This window comes from Aestuariivita sp., from assembly GCF_021404545.1.
GTDB lineage: Bacteria > Pseudomonadota > Alphaproteobacteria > Rhodobacterales > Rhodobacteraceae > Aestuariivita.
This window is the reverse complement of the sequence record NZ_JAAWWD010000014.1, coordinates 27069-43288: the sequence shown is the minus strand read 5'-3', so window position 1 is coordinate 43288 and position 16220 is coordinate 27069. Positions and strand designations below refer to the sequence as shown.

At 56.4% G+C, this 16220-nt stretch carries 15 protein-coding genes, 1 tRNA gene and 1 pseudogene; 9 read left to right on the top strand and 8 right to left on the bottom strand.

Annotation, left to right across the window (positions count from 1 at the left end):
- Positions 1–271: 271 nt before the first annotated feature.
- Together HEP69_RS07530 and HEP69_RS07525 are read right to left on the bottom strand one after the other, a co-directional pair.
- Positions 272–487, bottom strand: a complete 216-nt coding sequence (locus HEP69_RS07530) for a WGR domain-containing protein (protein WP_290557941.1) — start codon at positions 485–487, stop codon at positions 272–274.
- Positions 478–1095 (bottom strand): tyrosine-type recombinase/integrase, encoded by a 618-nt coding sequence (locus HEP69_RS07525; protein ID WP_290557940.1) that lies wholly within the window; start codon positions 1093–1095, stop codon positions 478–480. The genes HEP69_RS07530 and HEP69_RS07525 overlap by 10 nt, the downstream gene beginning before the upstream one ends.
- Before the next feature lie 321 nt (positions 1096–1416).
- Between HEP69_RS07525 and HEP69_RS07520 the strand changes: the two genes are divergently transcribed.
- The 5 genes from HEP69_RS07520 (at position 1417) to HEP69_RS07500 (ending at position 5658) form a co-directional block, all read left to right on the top strand.
- Positions 1417–2019 (top strand): hypothetical protein, encoded by a 603-nt coding sequence (locus tag HEP69_RS07520; protein ID WP_290557939.1) that lies wholly within the window; start codon positions 1417–1419, stop codon positions 2017–2019.
- An 82-nt stretch (positions 2020–2101) separates the two neighbouring features.
- Complete coding sequence (locus HEP69_RS07515) at positions 2102–2716, top strand: hypothetical protein (protein WP_290557938.1); 615 nt, start codon at positions 2102–2104, stop codon at positions 2714–2716.
- Between the two features lie 322 nt (positions 2717–3038).
- Positions 3039–3893: a hypothetical protein gene (locus HEP69_RS07510; RefSeq protein WP_290557937.1), complete on the top strand. Its 855-nt coding sequence runs from the start codon at positions 3039–3041 to the stop codon at positions 3891–3893.
- Complete coding sequence (locus HEP69_RS07505; RefSeq protein ID WP_290557936.1) at positions 3886–4494, top strand: hypothetical protein; 609 nt, start codon at positions 3886–3888, stop codon at positions 4492–4494. Before HEP69_RS07510 ends, HEP69_RS07505 begins: the two co-directional genes overlap by 8 nt.
- A 141-nt stretch (positions 4495–4635) precedes the next feature.
- Positions 4636–5658: an IS110 family transposase gene (locus HEP69_RS07500; protein ID WP_290557935.1), complete on the top strand. Its 1023-nt coding sequence runs from the start codon at positions 4636–4638 to the stop codon at positions 5656–5658.
- Between the two features lie 316 nt (positions 5659–5974).
- On the opposite strand, the gene HEP69_RS07495 is transcribed toward HEP69_RS07500, so the two are convergent.
- A complete protein-coding gene (locus tag HEP69_RS07495; RefSeq protein WP_290557934.1) occupies positions 5975–6694 on the bottom strand; it encodes a hypothetical protein in 720 nt (239 codons plus the stop codon).
- Positions 6695–7251: 557 nt separating this feature from the next.
- Between HEP69_RS07495 and HEP69_RS07490 the strand changes: the two are divergent.
- Positions 7252–8226, top strand: a pseudogene (locus HEP69_RS07490) (recombinase family protein); the annotation flags it as partial.
- Positions 8227–8776: 550 nt separating this feature from the next.
- Here HEP69_RS07490 and HEP69_RS07485 read toward each other — a convergent pair.
- Together HEP69_RS07485 and HEP69_RS07480 are read right to left on the bottom strand one after the other, a co-directional pair.
- Positions 8777–8863: transfer RNA gene (locus HEP69_RS07485), tRNA-Leu, on the bottom strand.
- 121 nt (positions 8864–8984) lie between these two features.
- Positions 8985–10652: a peptidoglycan-binding domain-containing protein gene (locus HEP69_RS07480; protein ID WP_290557933.1), complete on the bottom strand. Its 1668-nt coding sequence runs from the start codon at positions 10650–10652 to the stop codon at positions 8985–8987.
- A 121-nt stretch (positions 10653–10773) separates the two neighbouring features.
- Between HEP69_RS07480 and lipB the strand changes: the two genes are divergently transcribed.
- Positions 10774–11451, top strand: coding sequence for a lipoyl(octanoyl) transferase LipB (lipB, locus tag HEP69_RS07475; protein ID WP_290557943.1), 678 nt, complete (start codon positions 10774–10776; stop codon positions 11449–11451).
- Between the two features lie 40 nt (positions 11452–11491).
- Here the strand turns inward: lipB and HEP69_RS07470 are convergent, their stop codons facing one another.
- Positions 11492–11911 carry an HIT family protein gene (locus tag HEP69_RS07470; RefSeq protein ID WP_290557932.1) on the bottom strand — a complete coding sequence of 140 codons (420 nt, stop codon included), beginning with the start codon at positions 11909–11911 and terminating at the stop codon, positions 11492–11494.
- A gap of 282 nt (positions 11912–12193) precedes the next feature.
- Between HEP69_RS07470 and ctaD the strand changes: the two genes are divergently transcribed.
- A complete protein-coding gene (gene ctaD, locus HEP69_RS07465) occupies positions 12194–13867 on the top strand; it encodes a cytochrome c oxidase subunit I (RefSeq protein WP_290557931.1) in 1674 nt (557 codons plus the stop codon).
- A gap of 80 nt (positions 13868–13947) precedes the next feature.
- On the opposite strand, the gene HEP69_RS07460 is transcribed toward ctaD, so the two are convergent.
- Positions 13948–14958, bottom strand: a complete 1011-nt coding sequence (locus tag HEP69_RS07460; protein WP_290557930.1) for a Hint domain-containing protein — start codon at positions 14956–14958, stop codon at positions 13948–13950.
- A 155-nt stretch (positions 14959–15113) separates the two neighbouring features.
- Here HEP69_RS07460 and HEP69_RS07455 point away from each other — a divergent pair, with 155 nt between their 5' ends.
- Positions 15114–15602, top strand: a complete 489-nt coding sequence (locus tag HEP69_RS07455) for a DUF2244 domain-containing protein (protein ID WP_290557929.1) — start codon at positions 15114–15116, stop codon at positions 15600–15602.
- Here the strand turns inward: HEP69_RS07455 and HEP69_RS07450 are convergent.
- A complete protein-coding gene (locus tag HEP69_RS07450) occupies positions 15599–16063 on the bottom strand; it encodes a GatB/YqeY domain-containing protein (RefSeq protein ID WP_290557928.1) in 465 nt (154 codons plus the stop codon). The two genes, HEP69_RS07455 and HEP69_RS07450, sit on opposite strands and share 4 nt — an antisense overlap.
- Positions 16064–16220: the final 157 nt, after the last annotated feature.

The following is a 16220-nucleotide window of genomic DNA, read 5'->3' as shown; positions in this document are numbered from 1 at the left end:
CTGGTCCCCCGCTGCCCCCACCCTTTGGGAAACCGATGAAATCGCCGATGATCTGCTTCGATTTTCCCTCCCGTGATCCAATCCCATGCGCACAGCACGTGCACGCAGTTCGTCCGGATATCTCTTTCCAAAGTTCTTCTTTTCCATAACCCAGTATCCTTACTTCTGGGTCTCCGGCAAACAAGCGGCGGTTCAATCAAAGACTTAGCTCGCGCGCAGCCGTATTGCGGAACGCCATGATTGCGCACACATTTGCGCAACATCCCGGCGGTCACTCGTAACCACGCTTTGCCTTTTTCATGTACAACGCGAAACCAGCGTCCTTGGCGTCGGCTTCGGTGTCAAACCAATCGATGCGCAGCTGACCGGCCCGCCCGACGCGCGCCCACTCTCGCACCAACCCCCAATCGCCGAAAAGGCCCGGCACGATGTCCATACGGCAGAAGCGGTGCCGGTTGGCCTCGGGCTCTGTTCGGATCAGATGCATGGCCTACCCCCACATCCTTGATGCAATGTCTTGTTCTTCCTTGCCGACCGCATCTGCGTAGATCGCCGTCGTTGAGAGCTGCGCATGCCCATCCATTTTTGCAGCATGTGAAGCGGAATGCCGTTCACGGTAGCGTTGATCCCGAAGCCGTGCCGCAGGCCCTTGGGGCTACGCTGCGGGGCGTCGGGGAGACCGGCTTCAATCATGATGCGCTTGACGATCTGCCACACCCGCACGCGGCTCAACGCCCAGATCGGCGCATTTGCCTGTTTCCGCGATTTCTGAGCCTCACGGATACCGTGGGCAGTAATGAGCGTATCGAGATAATCCGGCGGCACGGGCACCGTCCGGTAGATCACCTTCTGGCGGCCTGTGGCATCTTTGCGCTTCTTCAAGCTGCGGATTGCGATGGTGCCGCCTGAGAGGTCCACGCGGGCGGGTGTGATCTCCAGCAGCTCGGATGGTCGGCATCCAGTGAAGTGCAACGTCTCGCACAAAGTGCGGTCACGCGCGGGCTGCTTGCGCGCAACAGCCAGGAAAGCCGCCCGCTCCTCGGCGTTAAGGTAAAGCCGGTTTCCGGCAGGATCGTAGAGGCGCATTTCGCTCATGTTTAACAGTTTACCTGATAACCGTTAAGCTGCGAAGCGGAATCCTCGTGTCATCCCACGCGTTTGGGGATGATCGGCAATGTTTCCCTTAACACTATTACCAATAGTGCTAACTATAGACTTCTTCCTGTAAGTATTGCACGCTGCTAAGTTCAGATTTTATAAGATTCTTTGCACCGTTCAAAAACCGTGACTTATACACAGCTGAAAGCTACTATTGGAGATGAAAAATGCCCGCTCATTGGCCCAGTTTTCTTGATTGAATCCATACTGGCTAGATAGTTTTCAAGCATCTTCTTTGGTTTATTTGGAAGGAAAAACATGAGAACCCTTTGTTTTATTTTGCTTCTACTTTCGACAACCGGTGTATGCTTGGCTGGCAGCTGTGATTGCAGCCCAGAGATCGACAACGCATCTGCAACTGTGACAACAACCTGCTCCAAGACTTGGAGCAACAATCAATGTTCCTTAGATGAAACAGGCGCAAACGCGTCTCAGCTCATACGTAATCCGGGTGCAATTACGGCGCTTGATCAACAATTTTCCGGAACGTTTCCGTTAACATTCAGCACTGCCATATCCATTTGGCAAAGTGATCTTCCTAGTGAGAATTTTCGAAGATGCTTGGCCAGAGAGGATATCGATCCTGGCTTCTTACAATCTGCTATTCTAATAACGGGGCTTAGCTTCAGTGGCGAAGATGAGGCTGCTCTGCTTTTCCCTGAATTGACACAAAATGCAATGTCTTTTGCCCAAGAACTCAGCCTTGCTACCATTATGTGTGCTGACGATATTGACCGACAAGATTTTCAACAATTCGCGGGGCAATTTGGGCATGGGTGTTTCATTTTTGGCCAGTCTGAGCAATATTTTGAGCTAAACCTCAATCTTGTGGGTAGTTGCCCGTTTGAACCAGAGTTCTGAAGCTATGTCAGAACAACCTTCTCCCATCCCAGAAATGCCCCCTGGAACTTGGCGTGCCCTAGTAGTTGTTGGGGTTCTGCTTGTGCTTTTGATCGTACAGTTGCTTACTGTAGGCGCTCCGCCCGGCACTGGCCTTGCCGTTCTTGCTGACTTCCTGCTCGGATTGGTTGCCGCAACTGCTGGCGTTTGGGTCCTAGGCGGTGCTTTTAATGTTGAAGGCAACGTATCAGGGTTTTCCGTGAAGGCTGCTGGCGGAATTGCATTGCTTTTTCTGGTCACCTTTGTGCTCCGCCTGTTCTACAACGCCGGTGGCGAAGTGAGCGGTCCCGTATTCGTTGACCTTAACGAATGGACGACGATTGGCCCCACTTTAACCCGGTTTCAAAAAGAGCACGACAACAACATGCCGCGCGCGATAGACTTGCAAATTGCGTCTGAAATTCGGCCGCAAATAATGGCTTTTCGGCCTCTCCCTCCGGATCGGGAGTATAGCTACCGGAGCACATTTTGGGGGGCGATACTCGAGAACCCACGCGTTTCCTTCCTAAAGGACATAGAACAGCGACAAGCTTGTCTTTCCTTCGAACCAAGGGGAGAAGATGGTTATGTCGCGCGGCTGGAGTTTGACGGACTCGAGGAAGCACACAAGAGTTTTGAATCTGGTGAAACCGTCACAGTGACTTATTGTTCTGAGTAATGGTTGCTACTCGGCCTCCCCGAGGCCAAGCAAGCAAATGGACGCTCGGACATGTGCAGAACGCTTGATGTTTGAACGCGGCCTACGAACTGCACCAGAGTTGCGCACCACCCTGCCCCGTTGATTTCGTTGGTGTGACGGGATGGTGCGGAAATCATGAGTTATGCACCATAAAGGGCGCGGCGCCCCAAAAAATCGCTGCTGGGTTGAACCAAGGCCTTGTGCAACGCCCCGGTAACCACCACATCATGTGGCATCTGGTCGCAAGGTGGGTCGATATAGAGGCTCTGGGAGGATGGCGACGTTTTTCTGGGAGTCTGAAATGGCAAAGGCCGACGAGACAAATAAAGAAAATGAGCCTAAAAGAAAAAAATGGCATAAGGCAGCGCGCGGTGCGCTACAGGTTGCTGGTGCAGTTCCTTTTGTAGGAGGGATATTTTCCGCCGCTGCGGGCTATTGGTCCGAACAAGAGCAGAAGCGCCTCAATGAGTTCATCAAGCATTGGCTTGCCATGATGGAAGATGAGATGCGCGAGAAACAGCAAACTGTCGCTGAAATCGCCATGCGCCTTGATCTACATGACGAGGCAATTGCCGAACGCGTCAGCACCCAAGAGTACAAGTCCCTGGTCAAGAAAGCTTTCCGGGATTGGGCCGGAGCTGAGAGTAACAAGAAACGCGAGTTTGTACGTAACATACTCTCTAACGCCGCAGCGACAGATTTGACGTCCGATGACGTTGTGCATTTGTTCTTAGACTGGCTTCACTCGTATTCCGAGCTGCATTTCCTAGTCATTGCTGAAATATACAACAATGACGGGATCACTCGTGGTGAAATTTGGCAGCGGCTACGACAAACGCGACCACGCGAAGACTCAGCTGAAGCAGACCTATACAAATTGCTCTTCCATGATCTATCGACCGGACACGTGATCAGACAGCACCGTCCCACGGATGCTTTTGGAAATTTCATCAAACAAACCGCGCCGAAGCGCCGGGGGCCTGCCAGCCAAACGCTAAAGTCTGCGTTCGATGATGAAAAAGGATATGAACTGACGTCACTAGGACGGCAATTTGTTCATTATGCTATGACCGAGGTGCCTCCAAAGCTGGAATACCACACTGACGATTACGAACGTGACAGTTCTGTGAAAGAAGGAGAACTAACCGATGCGTGATGAAGTTCTGTTCTGGAAATATGAATGGTCTGCTGTCGTTCACGCGCAGCAAGAAGCCGCGAGGAAGGATGCTGACAGGTTGGCGGATTCCGACTTCGAGGGACGAGATGTTGACGAGATCATCGCAGAGCTTTGCGAAAAATACTCACTCGAACCTCCTGTGCTCGACCCCGAGAATATCACTGTAAAACAACGCGAGATCGAAATTGATGTGAGCCACAATCGGCGGCGCTCTTGGGGCGATGATCCCCCTCATTACATCAAAGGCACCGCAATTGATGTCAGGCTGCCTTTCACTGGAGACGCTGGCATGTTTAATATCAAGCCGAACACTTGGACGACCAGCATACCGCGTGGGCGTGTTGAAGGGAATTCAATCGTTTTCTCAGTCAGTGGAACCGATCTGTCCCCTGAAAAAGTGAAATCCAAGATAAGTGGTACTGTTTCAGAAATTCAAAAGTGGCTTGATTTTCAATCTGATAGTGCGCGCGGGTTTCCCGAGGCTCTAGCACGAGTAGTGAAGCAGGCCGTTGAAGCTCGCCAGTCAAAGCTAGTTGCTGACAACGATCTCGTGTCAAATCTTGGCTTCAGAGTCGAGTAAATCGATCTTGATGCCGTCTATGGTTGTGAATCCACCTAAACTCATGCCGAAGGCGCATAAGTGATGGATTGGATGCCCCTCCTGCCAGTTCACAACTGAACCGTTTCGACCAAGACTGGTTGCAAAGAGGAGGAAGTACATATGGAAGAGCTACACATCGTCGGGGTCGATCTGGCCAAGCGCGTTTTTCAGGTTCACGGCGCAGACAAGAGCGGGCGCGTTCTGTTTCGCAAGAAACTCAGTCGTCCACAGTTCCAAAGATTCCTAGCCAGCACACCGACTTGCGTGGTTGCCATGGAAGCATGCTCCACCGCCCACCATTGGGGTCGCGAAGCCGAAAGCCATGGTCACACCGTCCACCTAATCCCGCCAGGCTATGTGAAACCCTTTGTGAAGCGGCACAAGAACGACGCTGTCGATGCCGAAGCCATCGTTGAGGCGGCATTGCGCCCGTCGATGAGTTCTGTCGCAGTGAAATCAAAAGAGCAGCAAGCTCAAGCCGTTCTGTTTCGCAGTCGTGACCTTTATCTGCGGCAGCGCACCCGGCTCATTAATGCGCTGCGCGGACATCTGGCCGAGTATGGCGTCTTACTACCATCTGCGCGCGCAAGTGTTGCACGGATGGTGTCGGCTTGCTGTGAATGCCAAGAAGACCTGCCCGCTCCCGTTTTCGACATGGCGCAACGACTTGCAAAGGACATCGCAGAGCTTACGAACACCGTTGGTGAAATCGACAAGGCCTTGAAGAAGATCGCCGACGCGTCGTCAGAAGCGCGCCTCTTGCGAACAATGCCTGGTGTCGGGCCGATTACCGCCGTGGCCATTCAGGCGTTCTGCCCCGACGCCAAGAGCTTTGATCATGGTCGTGGGTTCGCAGCGTGGCTGGGGTTGGTGCCACGGCAAATTTCGACCGGCGGGAAAGAGCGATTTGGACGGGTGACGAAAATGGGACAGCGTGACGTACGTCGGCTGCTCGTCACTGGCGCGATGTCAGTGATCAGTGCGGCTGAGAAGAAAGGTCGTTGCGATGATCCTTGGCTGGCTGATATGCTGAAGAGAAAGCCCCGCATGGTGGCTGCTGTGGCGCTTGCGAACCGGATGGCCCGCCGCCTGTGGGCGATGATGGTGACTGAGAGAGATTACGAAATTCGCGCTGCCGCATAATGTAACGACAGCCGGATACCGGCAGGACTGAAAGGCGAAGGAAAGTTACGGAACACGGATCAAGAGATCGTTCAGAAAACCCAGAATATAAGGCTGGTCGTAGTAGACCGCATAAGTGATTGGGACCTGGCTCGCGTATCTCCATAAAGGCCCGCCGCCCTGTGTCGCGGCAACTTCGAGGCCGGACACCTGACTGCACCTGATCAGTAGTTCCAAGACCGACCAACGCGATTTCAGAACCGGGGCATCCACACCCCCTTGTATGTTGTTTCTGAGCGCCGCTCTGTGCCCAGAAAGTGCTTGTGGTGCACCGTTGTCACTCAACGATTCTGACCGATGCCCGATGGAGCTGACAAGGGACGTCATTCACCCATGTGATGAGCCAATCCACCGTCACCGGGATTGTCTCGACTGCAGAGGTGACAATGACGAAGTCATGCAATCCTACATCTCGGTTTTCCGATAGCGGATCGGGGCGTCGGTCCTGGGCGTATGGCAGGAGGACCTTGCCCGCCTGAATCGGAACCACCAGCTCACCATTGGGACCGATCTCAATGACATGCCATGTGTCACGCTGGCCTTGCAGGGCGAGCGCATAGCCTTCCATATCACTTATCAGTTCAAGGCAGAACTCCTGCCCCAGCTTGATCGTCGTGTCGGCAGCACTGAGTCGGCTCTGCCGTTCGACCACACCGAACGCTCGTTTGACCAGGACCAGCTTGAACGTATTGGTCGATGCGCGTTGATCCAGGATTTCCCGCCAGCGCAAGGCCGGGCTGTGGGAAAAGATGTCCGGGGCTTCGCGATGGGCGGCTGCGAAGTGATGATCCTGTAGGAATTCATAGAGCATTTGTGCTCTGATGGCGGAATAATCCCCGCGCTGTAGATTGCGGCGATAGTTGGGTGCAAGCGCCCAGGGCGGGTTGAACGGGGTTTGCAGAAAATCGTCAAAGCGCTCATTGGTAAGCTCTGCTGCGGCCACCACTGCGCGGTAAAGCCGGGCTTTGTGTTCTTTGTTCTTCGGATCGAAGTGCATGGGCCATAGCTATCGGGGTCGGGATCGCAAGCCAAGCCTTCGCGAAGACTTTCCACCCGATGTCACCGTTGGAACACCGCCAGCCGCTGCCGTCCTTCAATGGTATGCATCGCGTAAGCGTATGGAATGATGGGAATATTTTCCTTGCGTGATCACGGGAAGTGTGAGACTATGTTCTATATTTGTTCTCATATTACGCCTTCGAAAAGCAGGCCCGATGAGACACGCATTTCCCAAAACCCATTGAAGAAAGGAGCGCGCATGCCCCAAGCGCCACATGATGAATTGTCATCGCCCATCCCCCGCCCAACCTTGAGCATCGATTGGGAGCTTTATGCTGCCATGCTGGACAACACCGACATGCCACTGGATCAGCAAAAGGAGCTGATCGAAACCCTGTGGTCGATTGTCGTGATGTTTGTCGATCTCGGCTTTGATCTGAACCCCGTCCAACAAATCTGTGGAGAAGATCAGGAACCTTTAGAGAACGAGTCCATCGATCTGGTATCCTTGTTCAACAGACAGGCCGCACAAATTAACGCGGAAGAGGAGGACGTATGGCAGGAGTAGATCAAACCCAGAAACCAACCAAAGCGGTGATTTACGCCCGGGTGTCCGGGGCCAAACAGGTTCGTGAAGGCGACGGGCTCGCCTCCCAAGAAAACCGCTGCCGCGAATATGCCACCTATAAAGACTATGATGTCGTTGAAGTCTTCGCCGATGACATGTCCGGCAAGTTTGAACGCCGCCCCGCCATGGATCGGATGCTGGCTTTTCTGCGATTGCATCCCAAAGGCTCGGTGGTTGTTATCATTGACGATATCAGCCGCTTCGCCCGCAGTGTGCAGGCGCATATCAAACTGCGGGAAACGCTGAGTGATGCGGGCGGTGTTCTCGAAAGCCCGTCGATTGAGTTCGGCGAAGACAGCGACTCGCGTCTGGTCGAACATATGCTGGCCTCGGTGGCACAACATCAACGGGAGAAAAACGCCGAACAGACCTCCAACCGCATGAAGGGGCGGATGATGAACGGCTATGCCGTCTTCTGTGCGCCCATCGGCTATCAGTACAAAAAGACCGGATCGCATGGGAAACTGCTGACGCGGGATGAGCCGATTGCTTCCATCATTCAAGAAGGGCTGGAAGGCTATGCCTCTGGACGCATTGCGTCACAGGCGGAACTGAAACGCTTCTTTGAGGCCCAGCCTGCCTTTCCGAAAGACCTGCCTAACGGTCAAATCCGCCAGCAAAAGGTCAGCGATATGCTCAACCGTGTGATCTATGCGGGCTACATTGAACACGCGCCGTGGGGCATTGCCCGGCGCAAAGGTCATCACGAGCCGATAATCTCCCTAGAGACATATGAAGCGATCCAAGCCCGCAAAGCAGCCAGACCCGTCGCCCCGGCACGAAAGGACATCCGTGATGACTTCCCGCTGCGCGGAGCGATCACCTGCGCTTGTTGCGATCAACCGATGACCGCCTGCTGGTCCAAGGGCAAGTATCGGAAATACCCGTACTACTGGTGCCAGACACGTGGCTGCCCCGAATGCCGCAAGAGCATTCGAGCGGAGAAGATCGATACTGGCTTTGAGGCGATCTTGAAAAGCCTCACCCCGTCCAAGCAGCTCTTGGATATCGCCCTGGCCATGCTGAAAGATGCTTGGGGCCAGCGCATGGATCAAAGTGCGCTAGCCAAGTCCGAATTCAAGCGACAGATCAACACGTTGGACAAACAACAAGATGCTCTGCTGGAACGGTTGGTTGAAACGTCACAGCCCAAAGTGGTTGGTGCGCTCGAGGCTAAGATCGCGAAATTGGAAGAGGAAAAGCTCTTGCTGAGCGACAAACTGACCCAAAGCACGCAACCGAAGGCAACCATGGGGCAGATTTTCGAACTCTTACGCGGCTTTCTCTCAAACCCTTGGAATATATACGAAAATGGATCACCCAGCGCCCGAAAGACGGTCCTGAAAACAGCTTTCAAAGCCCCCTTGGGCTACGACCGCCAAAACGGATTTCGAACTCCGCAACCGTCTGTAATCTTTGAGTTTTTCGACAAGATCACATCGAAATGTGAAATGGTGCGGTCGAGAAGACTCGAACTTCCACGGGTGTTACCCCACAGCGACCTCAACGCTGCGCGTCTACCAATTCCGCCACGACCGCACTGTCCTGAACTTGGTAGGGGCGGTTTATCGAGAGTCGCGCGCGTTGTGAAGATGCTTTTTTGACCTGCGCCCTGCCGCATGGTGTTTCGGCAGGGCGCCGTATCTTCGACCGTATCGGATCACTGATCGACCGAAAAAACCGGCAAGGTTGTGACGGCCTGGATCGGCGACGCCGCCGATCCCTGCGCTTGTCCCGACAGTTGCAAAGAGACCTGCCGGATCAGATCTGTCCGCTCAGGCTGTCCCGGCGCAAAGACCAATTCGGCTCCGTTGTCAGCCGCCTGAACCGATTGCTGGTACCACTCAACCGCCATATCCGTGCGTTTGGCTGTTCCAAAGCCCTGAGCAAGGTGATGGCCCATCAATTCCGCGTAAACGGTTTGCCCCAAAGCGGTGAGCAGCAACGCCGAGCCCAGTGCAACGTCCATGTTGTCCTTGCTGTACCCGACACCCAGGCAGATCTTTGCGGTCCCTTTCAGCTGCGCGGGCGACATGCCGGTCGACAGGATGAAACTGGCAACGTCCTGCTGGACGGCCGGTTGCGCTTTCAAGGACAGCGCCGCGACATGATCCTTCATCGCCGGTCCAAACCCTTCGCATTGTGCTTCGATCTGCTGGGGCGTGAACCCTTGCACCTTTGAAACCATCTCTTCGGATTGCGCGATCGCATAGGTGCGCGCCAGACAAAGCTGTTCGCTGAGGACAAAGGCCGGGTCATGCATGGTGTCGAGCGTGGTAAACCCGCCATTAGAGGACGTGAGCAGGCTGACCTTGTTGCAATGCGAGGCCAGCGATGGCGCAGCGACGGCTCCGCCCAGGAACGAGGGCAAGGCCGGTGCGGCGGACGCCGCCGCAGGGGCGGCTTTGACAACGGGCTGTGCCGTGGCAACCGGAGTTCCGACACCGGGCGCCACCACGCTTGTCACCGGCGGCAATTGCGATTGATCGGCTTGCGGTGCGGCAGGCGCAAGCGCCAGTTGCGTCGGTGCCTGAACTTGTGAACAGGTGCCCCGCAGGCACGAGAACATCGCGGGGGTCACGTTGAAGGCCTGAAAGTCGTTGCGCACATACCCCTCGGGCGTGGAAACGAAGACCCTTACCGCACAGTTCTGGGCATTACACCAGAATGCGCTGCCCGTAACGGAGGTATCGAGTATATAATCGGTCTGCCCATCGCCATTCATATCGGAAAGCTGAATAAAGCCCGACCGCTGGACAAGCTGTTCGGCGGATGGATCCGAGCTTTTGGCGATTTCATTCACGGCCTGCGCCACAACCGGTGGCAGGCCATAGTGCCCTCTAATGGATGCCGTGCCGCGGCCACCATTCAATTGTTCATCGCGGTAGATGGTCAAAAGACCGCGTGTTCCGTCCGGTGTCGAGAGGACAAGCTGAGTGGTCGCCTGGCCACCTGATTGCGCACGGTAGTAGGATGAAATAAGGAAATCTTTCTCGAACTGGGTCAGCTGCCCGGTCGCAGGATATCCCATGTAAGCCTGATACCGCGACACCGCCGCACGGGACTGGCGTCCAAGCTGCCCGTCAACCGAGCCTGCATTGAAGCCAAAGTAGTTCAGAGACGTCTGGATATCGCGGCCTTCCTGAGATCTCGGGACGCCGGAGTGCCGCTTGGTGCTGGTGCGATTGTTCTTTTTGGCTGCGTTGCCTATGATGCCGCCGATGATCGCACCGGCCACAAAATCCCCTGCATCGGCAGACACCCGGCTTGCAGGTGCGGTGATCAAAGCGGCCGCAAAAAGAGTTGAAATGAGGTATTTTGTTTTCATTTGTATATCCCTCCAAAGAAAATAAGACCCGTCTTTATGAGAATAGTCGTAGCAGAATGACGCCCCTGATGCACCAAAATACTGGGCGGACTTCCGGCAATGCCATCTTTGTCGCGCGCAGATCCGAAGTATCGAAATGATTGAATGGGTTAGATCGGATAGGCCCGTCAGCTACCCGGATGCGCTTGCGTTCATGGAAGATCGCGTGGCGGCGATCCGTGCGGGGCAAGCAGAGGAGGCGGTCTGGCTCCTGGAACACCCGCCACTTTACACAGCCGGCACAAGCGCGCGGATCGAAGACCTGACCGATCCGCACCGTTTTCCGGTCTTTGAGGCCCGGCGCGGCGGGCAATACACATATCACGGGCCAGGACAGCGCGTGGTTTATGTCATGCTTGATCTGGAAAAACGCGGACGGGATGTGCGGACGTTCGTCAAGAGCCTGGAGGATTGGGTGATCCAGACCCTGGGCACGTTTGGCCTGACCGGTCACATCCGCGACGGTCGGGTCGGCGTCTGGATCGAGCGGCCCGATCGCCCGCCCCTAACAGATGGTCGCATGGCGGAAGACAAGATCGCGGCGATCGGCATACGGCTGCGCAAATGGGTCAGCTTCCATGGCATTTCGATCAACGTCGAGCCGGATCTGGAGCATTTTTCGGGGATCGTTCCGTGCGGGATCACCGATTACGGCGTCACCAGCCTGGTGGATCTGGGACTTCCGGTGACACTGGAAGACCTCGACGTCGCGCTCAAGGCGACATTCGAGGCGAACATGGTGGAACCGAGCAGATTTTGACACAAAATCTGGCCAGAAACTGCGTCAGTTTCTGGGGGCGCTACTCAAGCGCCGCGCGGATCTTTTCCGCCTGGGCTTGCAGGACATCCATCTCGGCCATCTTTCCCGGCGGACGCAGCGAAACACCAGCGTGGCGCGGCAGGACATGAAAATGAAGGTGAAACACCTCCTGCCCGCCTGCGGCCTCGTTGAACTGTTGCAGCGTAACGCCATCGGCCTTGAATGCGGTCATCACCGCCCGCGACATGATCTGCACCGTCTTCATCACGGATGCCAGCTGGGTTTCACTGGCATCGAACACATTGCGGCAGGGCGTTTTCGGGATCACCAGGCAATGGCCATCGGAGCGGGGCATGATATCCATGAAGCACAAGGTGTCTTCATCTTCAAAGAGCTTGATCGACGGGACTTCCCCGCGCAGAATCTTGGCAAAGATGTTATCTGTGTCATAGGCCGTCATGATGGGATCCCTCTCGCTCCGCTCTGCGCGTTTGTGCGGCGCAACGCCACCCTCGTCAAGCGCGTCGGCCCAGACAGAACGGGTTGACCACACGCAGCCCGGCGCAGGGTCCAGGCCCCAGACCGCAGAAACCCTATTGGCCGCATAGAGGTGCGGCCATTTATCTTGATCCTTATCAATTTCGCCCATTGAAGGGACCGCCCTGACATCCTAGAACCGGCTAGAACTCTGCGCATCTGCACCCTGTGGTGCGCGCAGCGAAGACAGCAGGAGGCGACCCCGATGGCAGATGCAGCCATTCATGGCCACGAGCATGAGGATCAGCGCGGCTTTTTCACCCGCTGGTTCATGTCCACCAATCACAAAGACATCGGGATCTTGTACCTGATTACGTCGGCGTTGGTCGGATTTGTCTCAGTGGCATTCACGATTTACATGCGGCTTGAGCTGATGGAGCCCGGTGTTCAGTACATGTGCCTTGAGGGCGCACGGCTGATTGCCGATCCGTCAGCGACCTGTACGCCCAATGGCCATCTGTGGAACGTGCTGATCACTGGGCACGGCATCCTGATGATGTTCTTTGTCGTGATTCCCGCGCTATTCGGTGGATTTGGCAACTATTTCATGCCGTTGCAGATCGGCGCGCCGGATATGGCGTTCCCGCGCATGAACAATCTCAGCTTCTGGCTTTACGTCGCGGGCACAACCCTGGCGATCGCCTCGGTGCTCAGCCCCGGTGGCAATGACCAGTTGGGATCGGGCGTGGGCTGGGTGCTTTATCCACCGCTTTCAACCATCGAATCGGGATGGTCGATGGACCTGGCGATCTTTGCGGTACACGTCTCGGGTGCGTCGTCGATCCTGGGCGCGATCAACATGATTACCACATTCCTGAATATGCGCGCGCCGGGCATGACGCTCTTTAAGGTGCCGCTCTTCTCGTGGTCGATCTTCGTGACATCCTGGCTGATCCTGCTTGCGCTGCCGGTTCTGGCAGGGGCCATCACCATGCTGCTGATGGATCGGAACTTTGGTTTTACCTTCTTTGATCCGGCCGGTGGCGGCGACCCGGTGCTTTATCAGCACATTCTCTGGTTCTTTGGCCATCCTGAGGTCTATATCATCATCCTGCCTGGCTTTGGTATCATAAGCCACGTCATTGCGACCTTCGCGCGCAAACCGATCTTTGGCTACCTGCCAATGGTCTGGGCGCTGATCGCAATCGGTGCGCTGGGCTTCGTCGTGTGGGCTCACCACATGTACACAGTCGGCATGTCGCTGAACCAGCAGGCCTATTTCATGCTGGCCACAATGGTGATCGCCGTGCCCACAGGGGTGAAGGTGTTCAGCTGGATCGCCACGATGTGGGGCGGCTCGATCGAGTTCAAGACACCGATGCTCTGGGCGTTTGGCTTTCTCTTCCTCTTCACCGTCGGCGGCGTGACCGGCATTGTGCTCAGCCAGGCTGCCGTGGACCGCTATTACCACGATACCTACTATGTCGTGGCGCATTTCCACTATGTGATGAGCCTGGGCGCCGTGTTCGCCATCTTTGCGGGGATCTATTTCTACCTGCCCAAGATGACGGGCCGGATGTATCCTGAATGGGCCGGCAAGCTGCATTTCTGGGCGATGTTCATCGGCTCGAACCTGACGTTCTTCCCGCAGCACTTCCTGGGCCGTCAGGGCATGCCGCGCCGGTATATCGACTATCCCGAGGCCTATGCACTCTGGAACTACTGGTCGTCGATCGGTGCCTTTATTGCCTTTGGATCGTTCGTGTTCTTCTTTGGGGTCATCGCCTACACGCTGTGGCGTGGGGCTCGCGTGACAGAGAACAATCCCTGGAACGAATACGCAGACACGCTGGAATGGACGTTGCCCTCGCCGCCGCCCGAACACACGTTCGAGCAGCTGCCCAAGCGGGAAGACTGGGACAAGACCCACGCCCACTAAGGCCCGACACGTGCCCAACCCAAATCACGGAACGCCCCGGCCCTCGCGCCGGGGCGTTTTGGTTTGGCCCGACCGCTTGGCTAAACGAGAGCCGGCTGGGGCTGGGGCGCCACGAGAGGCAGATCCAGAAGCACGCGCGTCTCTGCATAGCTGAGGACCGGTCGCGCCGTTTGTCTGTGGGTGATCGCGCACTCCTCCCCATCGGGCAGGACGAACGTATCCGCCTCAGCCATCGTCCGACTGAGGGGGCCGCAAAACAGGCTTTCACAGGGCGCCCCTTCGGCATCGAGGATCTCATGAGTGTCCAGCAGCAGGTGGATATAGGTCAACTCCGCACAGGGGGCGAGGCGGGTCTTGCGCCATCCGACAAGCGCCTTGGCCGGAACCAGAACCTCCGCATATCCAAAAAGCAGTTCCGCGCGATGGTCTCGCAACATCATCCGGTGCTGTTGCGAGACGCGCAGCGGGCTGGAATTGCCCAGCGCACCGGTCTCAAACACCACCGGCGTAGAGGCGCCCTGGCCGCCCATGCGCCGCCGACCGACCCAGCGCAACACGCGGGGACCATGATCCAGGGTCACAACGCGGTGCCCGACCCGCAACGCGCCAACAGGCAGGGCGCCATAGGGTGTCGCGATCCGCGTTTCCGCGGCAAAACAGACATAGGTGTGGCTATAGGCCGGTTGGGTATCATAGCTGTAAAACCCCGGCTCTTCCGATGGCCGGTAATGATCCCAGTACCATTCCTCCAGATCAAAGCCCGGCGTCCAGATGATCTGAGCGATGTCACCTTGATCATCCACACCCTCGAACACGATAATCCCGCCGCCACCGCCGTCCGGAGCCAGATCGCTGCGGATGACGGAGGCATTCTGGATCGCCCCCCCTCCACCCTGCCCGCCCCAGGCGAGGTCATAGGTGTCACCGATCTCGAACAGGCGCGGATCGGAATCGCCACTCTGCGTGGAGATGACCAGATCCTTGGATCCGTTTGGGGGATAGTCGAAGATGGATGACGTGCCATAGGCATTCACCCTGTCGCCCGTCGAGGCGGCAAATTCATTGTCGATGCCAAAGATGTCAAAACTCATCATCGCTCAGCATCGGCGAAAATGGTTAAAGCACCTCGTTTTCGCCAGGGCGATTTGGCTAAAGGTTTCGGCAAATTCTCGGCGTCTTGCAGGGGCGGCGGATTGGCCTCTCGACAGCTTGGGGTGGCATGCTAAAACGAACTGAGGACTGCGAAATGCCTTACAACTGGACAACATCCGAAACCCGCCCCGGCGCGCAGGAGCTGCATCTTTGGCCGCATCAATCGCTTGCGCCCAAGGGGTTTGCCGTATTCATCGCGATCACCTTTGCAATGCTGCTTGTGCCGTTGGTGCCGTTTCTGGGGTCGGTCGTGCTGTGGGGCATCCTGCCCTTTATCCTACTGGCCCTGACGGGCATCTGGGTCGCACTGAAACGATCCCGCCAGAATGCGCAGATCATCGAGGTGCTCACGCTGTCAGGGGACCGGGCGCATCTTGTGCGACGCAACCCGCGCGGTGAGGTTCAGGAATGGGATTGCAATCGCTATTGGGCCCGCACCGAGATGCATGTACGGGACGGTCCCGTCCCGCATTATGTCACGTTATCGGGCAATGGGCGCAACGTGGAAATCGGTGCGTTCTTGTCCGAGGACGAGCGGCTTGCCCTTTATGACGAACTGTCGCGCGCCCTGCACCGCCCCTAAGACGCGCAGAGGCGATCCTTGACCATCGGGCCGACCATGCCGAAATCCATCTGACCGGTATACCTGCCCTTGAGCGCGCCCATCACCTTGCCCATGTCGCGGATCGAATCTGCACCGCTCTCGGCGATGGCGGCATCGATGGCCTTTGCAACCTCGGCCTCGGTCAGTTGACGCGGCAGAAACTCTTCGATCACGCCGATCTCGCTACGCTCCTGCTCGGCCAGATCCAGCCGCCCACCCTCTTCGTAGGCGCGCGCGCTTTCCTGCCGCTGCTTGGTCATTTTGCCAAGGATCGCAAGAACTTCGGCGTCACCGACACCGGCGCCCTCACCGGTGCCACGGGCCTCGATATCCTTGTCCTTGATAGCCGCATTGATCAGCCGAAGGGTCGATAGCCGCCCGGCTGCCTTGTCCTTCATCGCTTGTTTCAGGGCCGTGTTGACCCGTTCGCGCATGTCCATGTGTCGTCCCATCCCCTGGGTGATCAGCCTTTAACAGTACCGGATGAAAATGCACAGTTCAACCGAGGGTCGTGTCAGATAACCTATTGTTTTTACTCACTCTCCTAATATTTGTGCAGACTTGACCTTGCCCCCTCCTTGGCCCTATACCGCCACC

Excerpts from the sequence above, each read along its gene's own strand:
- HEP69_RS07500 (WP_290557935.1), top strand. The coding sequence starts at position 4,636 with ATGGAAGAGCTACACATCGTCGGGGTCGATCTGGCCAAGCGCGTTTTT.
- HEP69_RS07530 (WP_290557941.1), bottom strand. The coding sequence starts at position 487 with ATGCATCTGATCCGAACAGAGCCCGAGGCCAACCGGCACCGCTTCTGC.
- HEP69_RS07510 (WP_290557937.1), top strand. The coding sequence starts at position 3,039 with ATGGCAAAGGCCGACGAGACAAATAAAGAAAATGAGCCTAAAAGAAAA.
- ctaD (WP_290557931.1), top strand. The coding sequence starts at position 12,194 with ATGGCAGATGCAGCCATTCATGGCCACGAGCATGAGGATCAGCGCGGC.
- HEP69_RS07455 (WP_290557929.1), top strand. The coding sequence starts at position 15,114 with ATGCCTTACAACTGGACAACATCCGAAACCCGCCCCGGCGCGCAGGAG.
- HEP69_RS07520 (WP_290557939.1), top strand. The coding sequence starts at position 1,417 with ATGAGAACCCTTTGTTTTATTTTGCTTCTACTTTCGACAACCGGTGTA.
- HEP69_RS07470 (WP_290557932.1), bottom strand. The coding sequence starts at position 11,911 with ATGACGGCCTATGACACAGATAACATCTTTGCCAAGATTCTGCGCGGG.
- HEP69_RS07495 (WP_290557934.1), bottom strand. The coding sequence starts at position 6,694 with ATGCACTTCGATCCGAAGAACAAAGAACACAAAGCCCGGCTTTACCGC.
- HEP69_RS07460 (WP_290557930.1), bottom strand. The coding sequence starts at position 14,958 with ATGAGTTTTGACATCTTTGGCATCGACAATGAATTTGCCGCCTCGACG.
- HEP69_RS07480 (WP_290557933.1), bottom strand. The coding sequence starts at position 10,652 with ATGAAAACAAAATACCTCATTTCAACTCTTTTTGCGGCCGCTTTGATC.
- HEP69_RS07450 (WP_290557928.1), bottom strand. The coding sequence starts at position 16,063 with ATGGACATGCGCGAACGGGTCAACACGGCCCTGAAACAAGCGATGAAG.
- HEP69_RS07525 (WP_290557940.1), bottom strand. The coding sequence starts at position 1,095 with ATGAGCGAAATGCGCCTCTACGATCCTGCCGGAAACCGGCTTTACCTT.
- HEP69_RS07505 (WP_290557936.1), top strand. The coding sequence starts at position 3,886 with ATGCGTGATGAAGTTCTGTTCTGGAAATATGAATGGTCTGCTGTCGTT.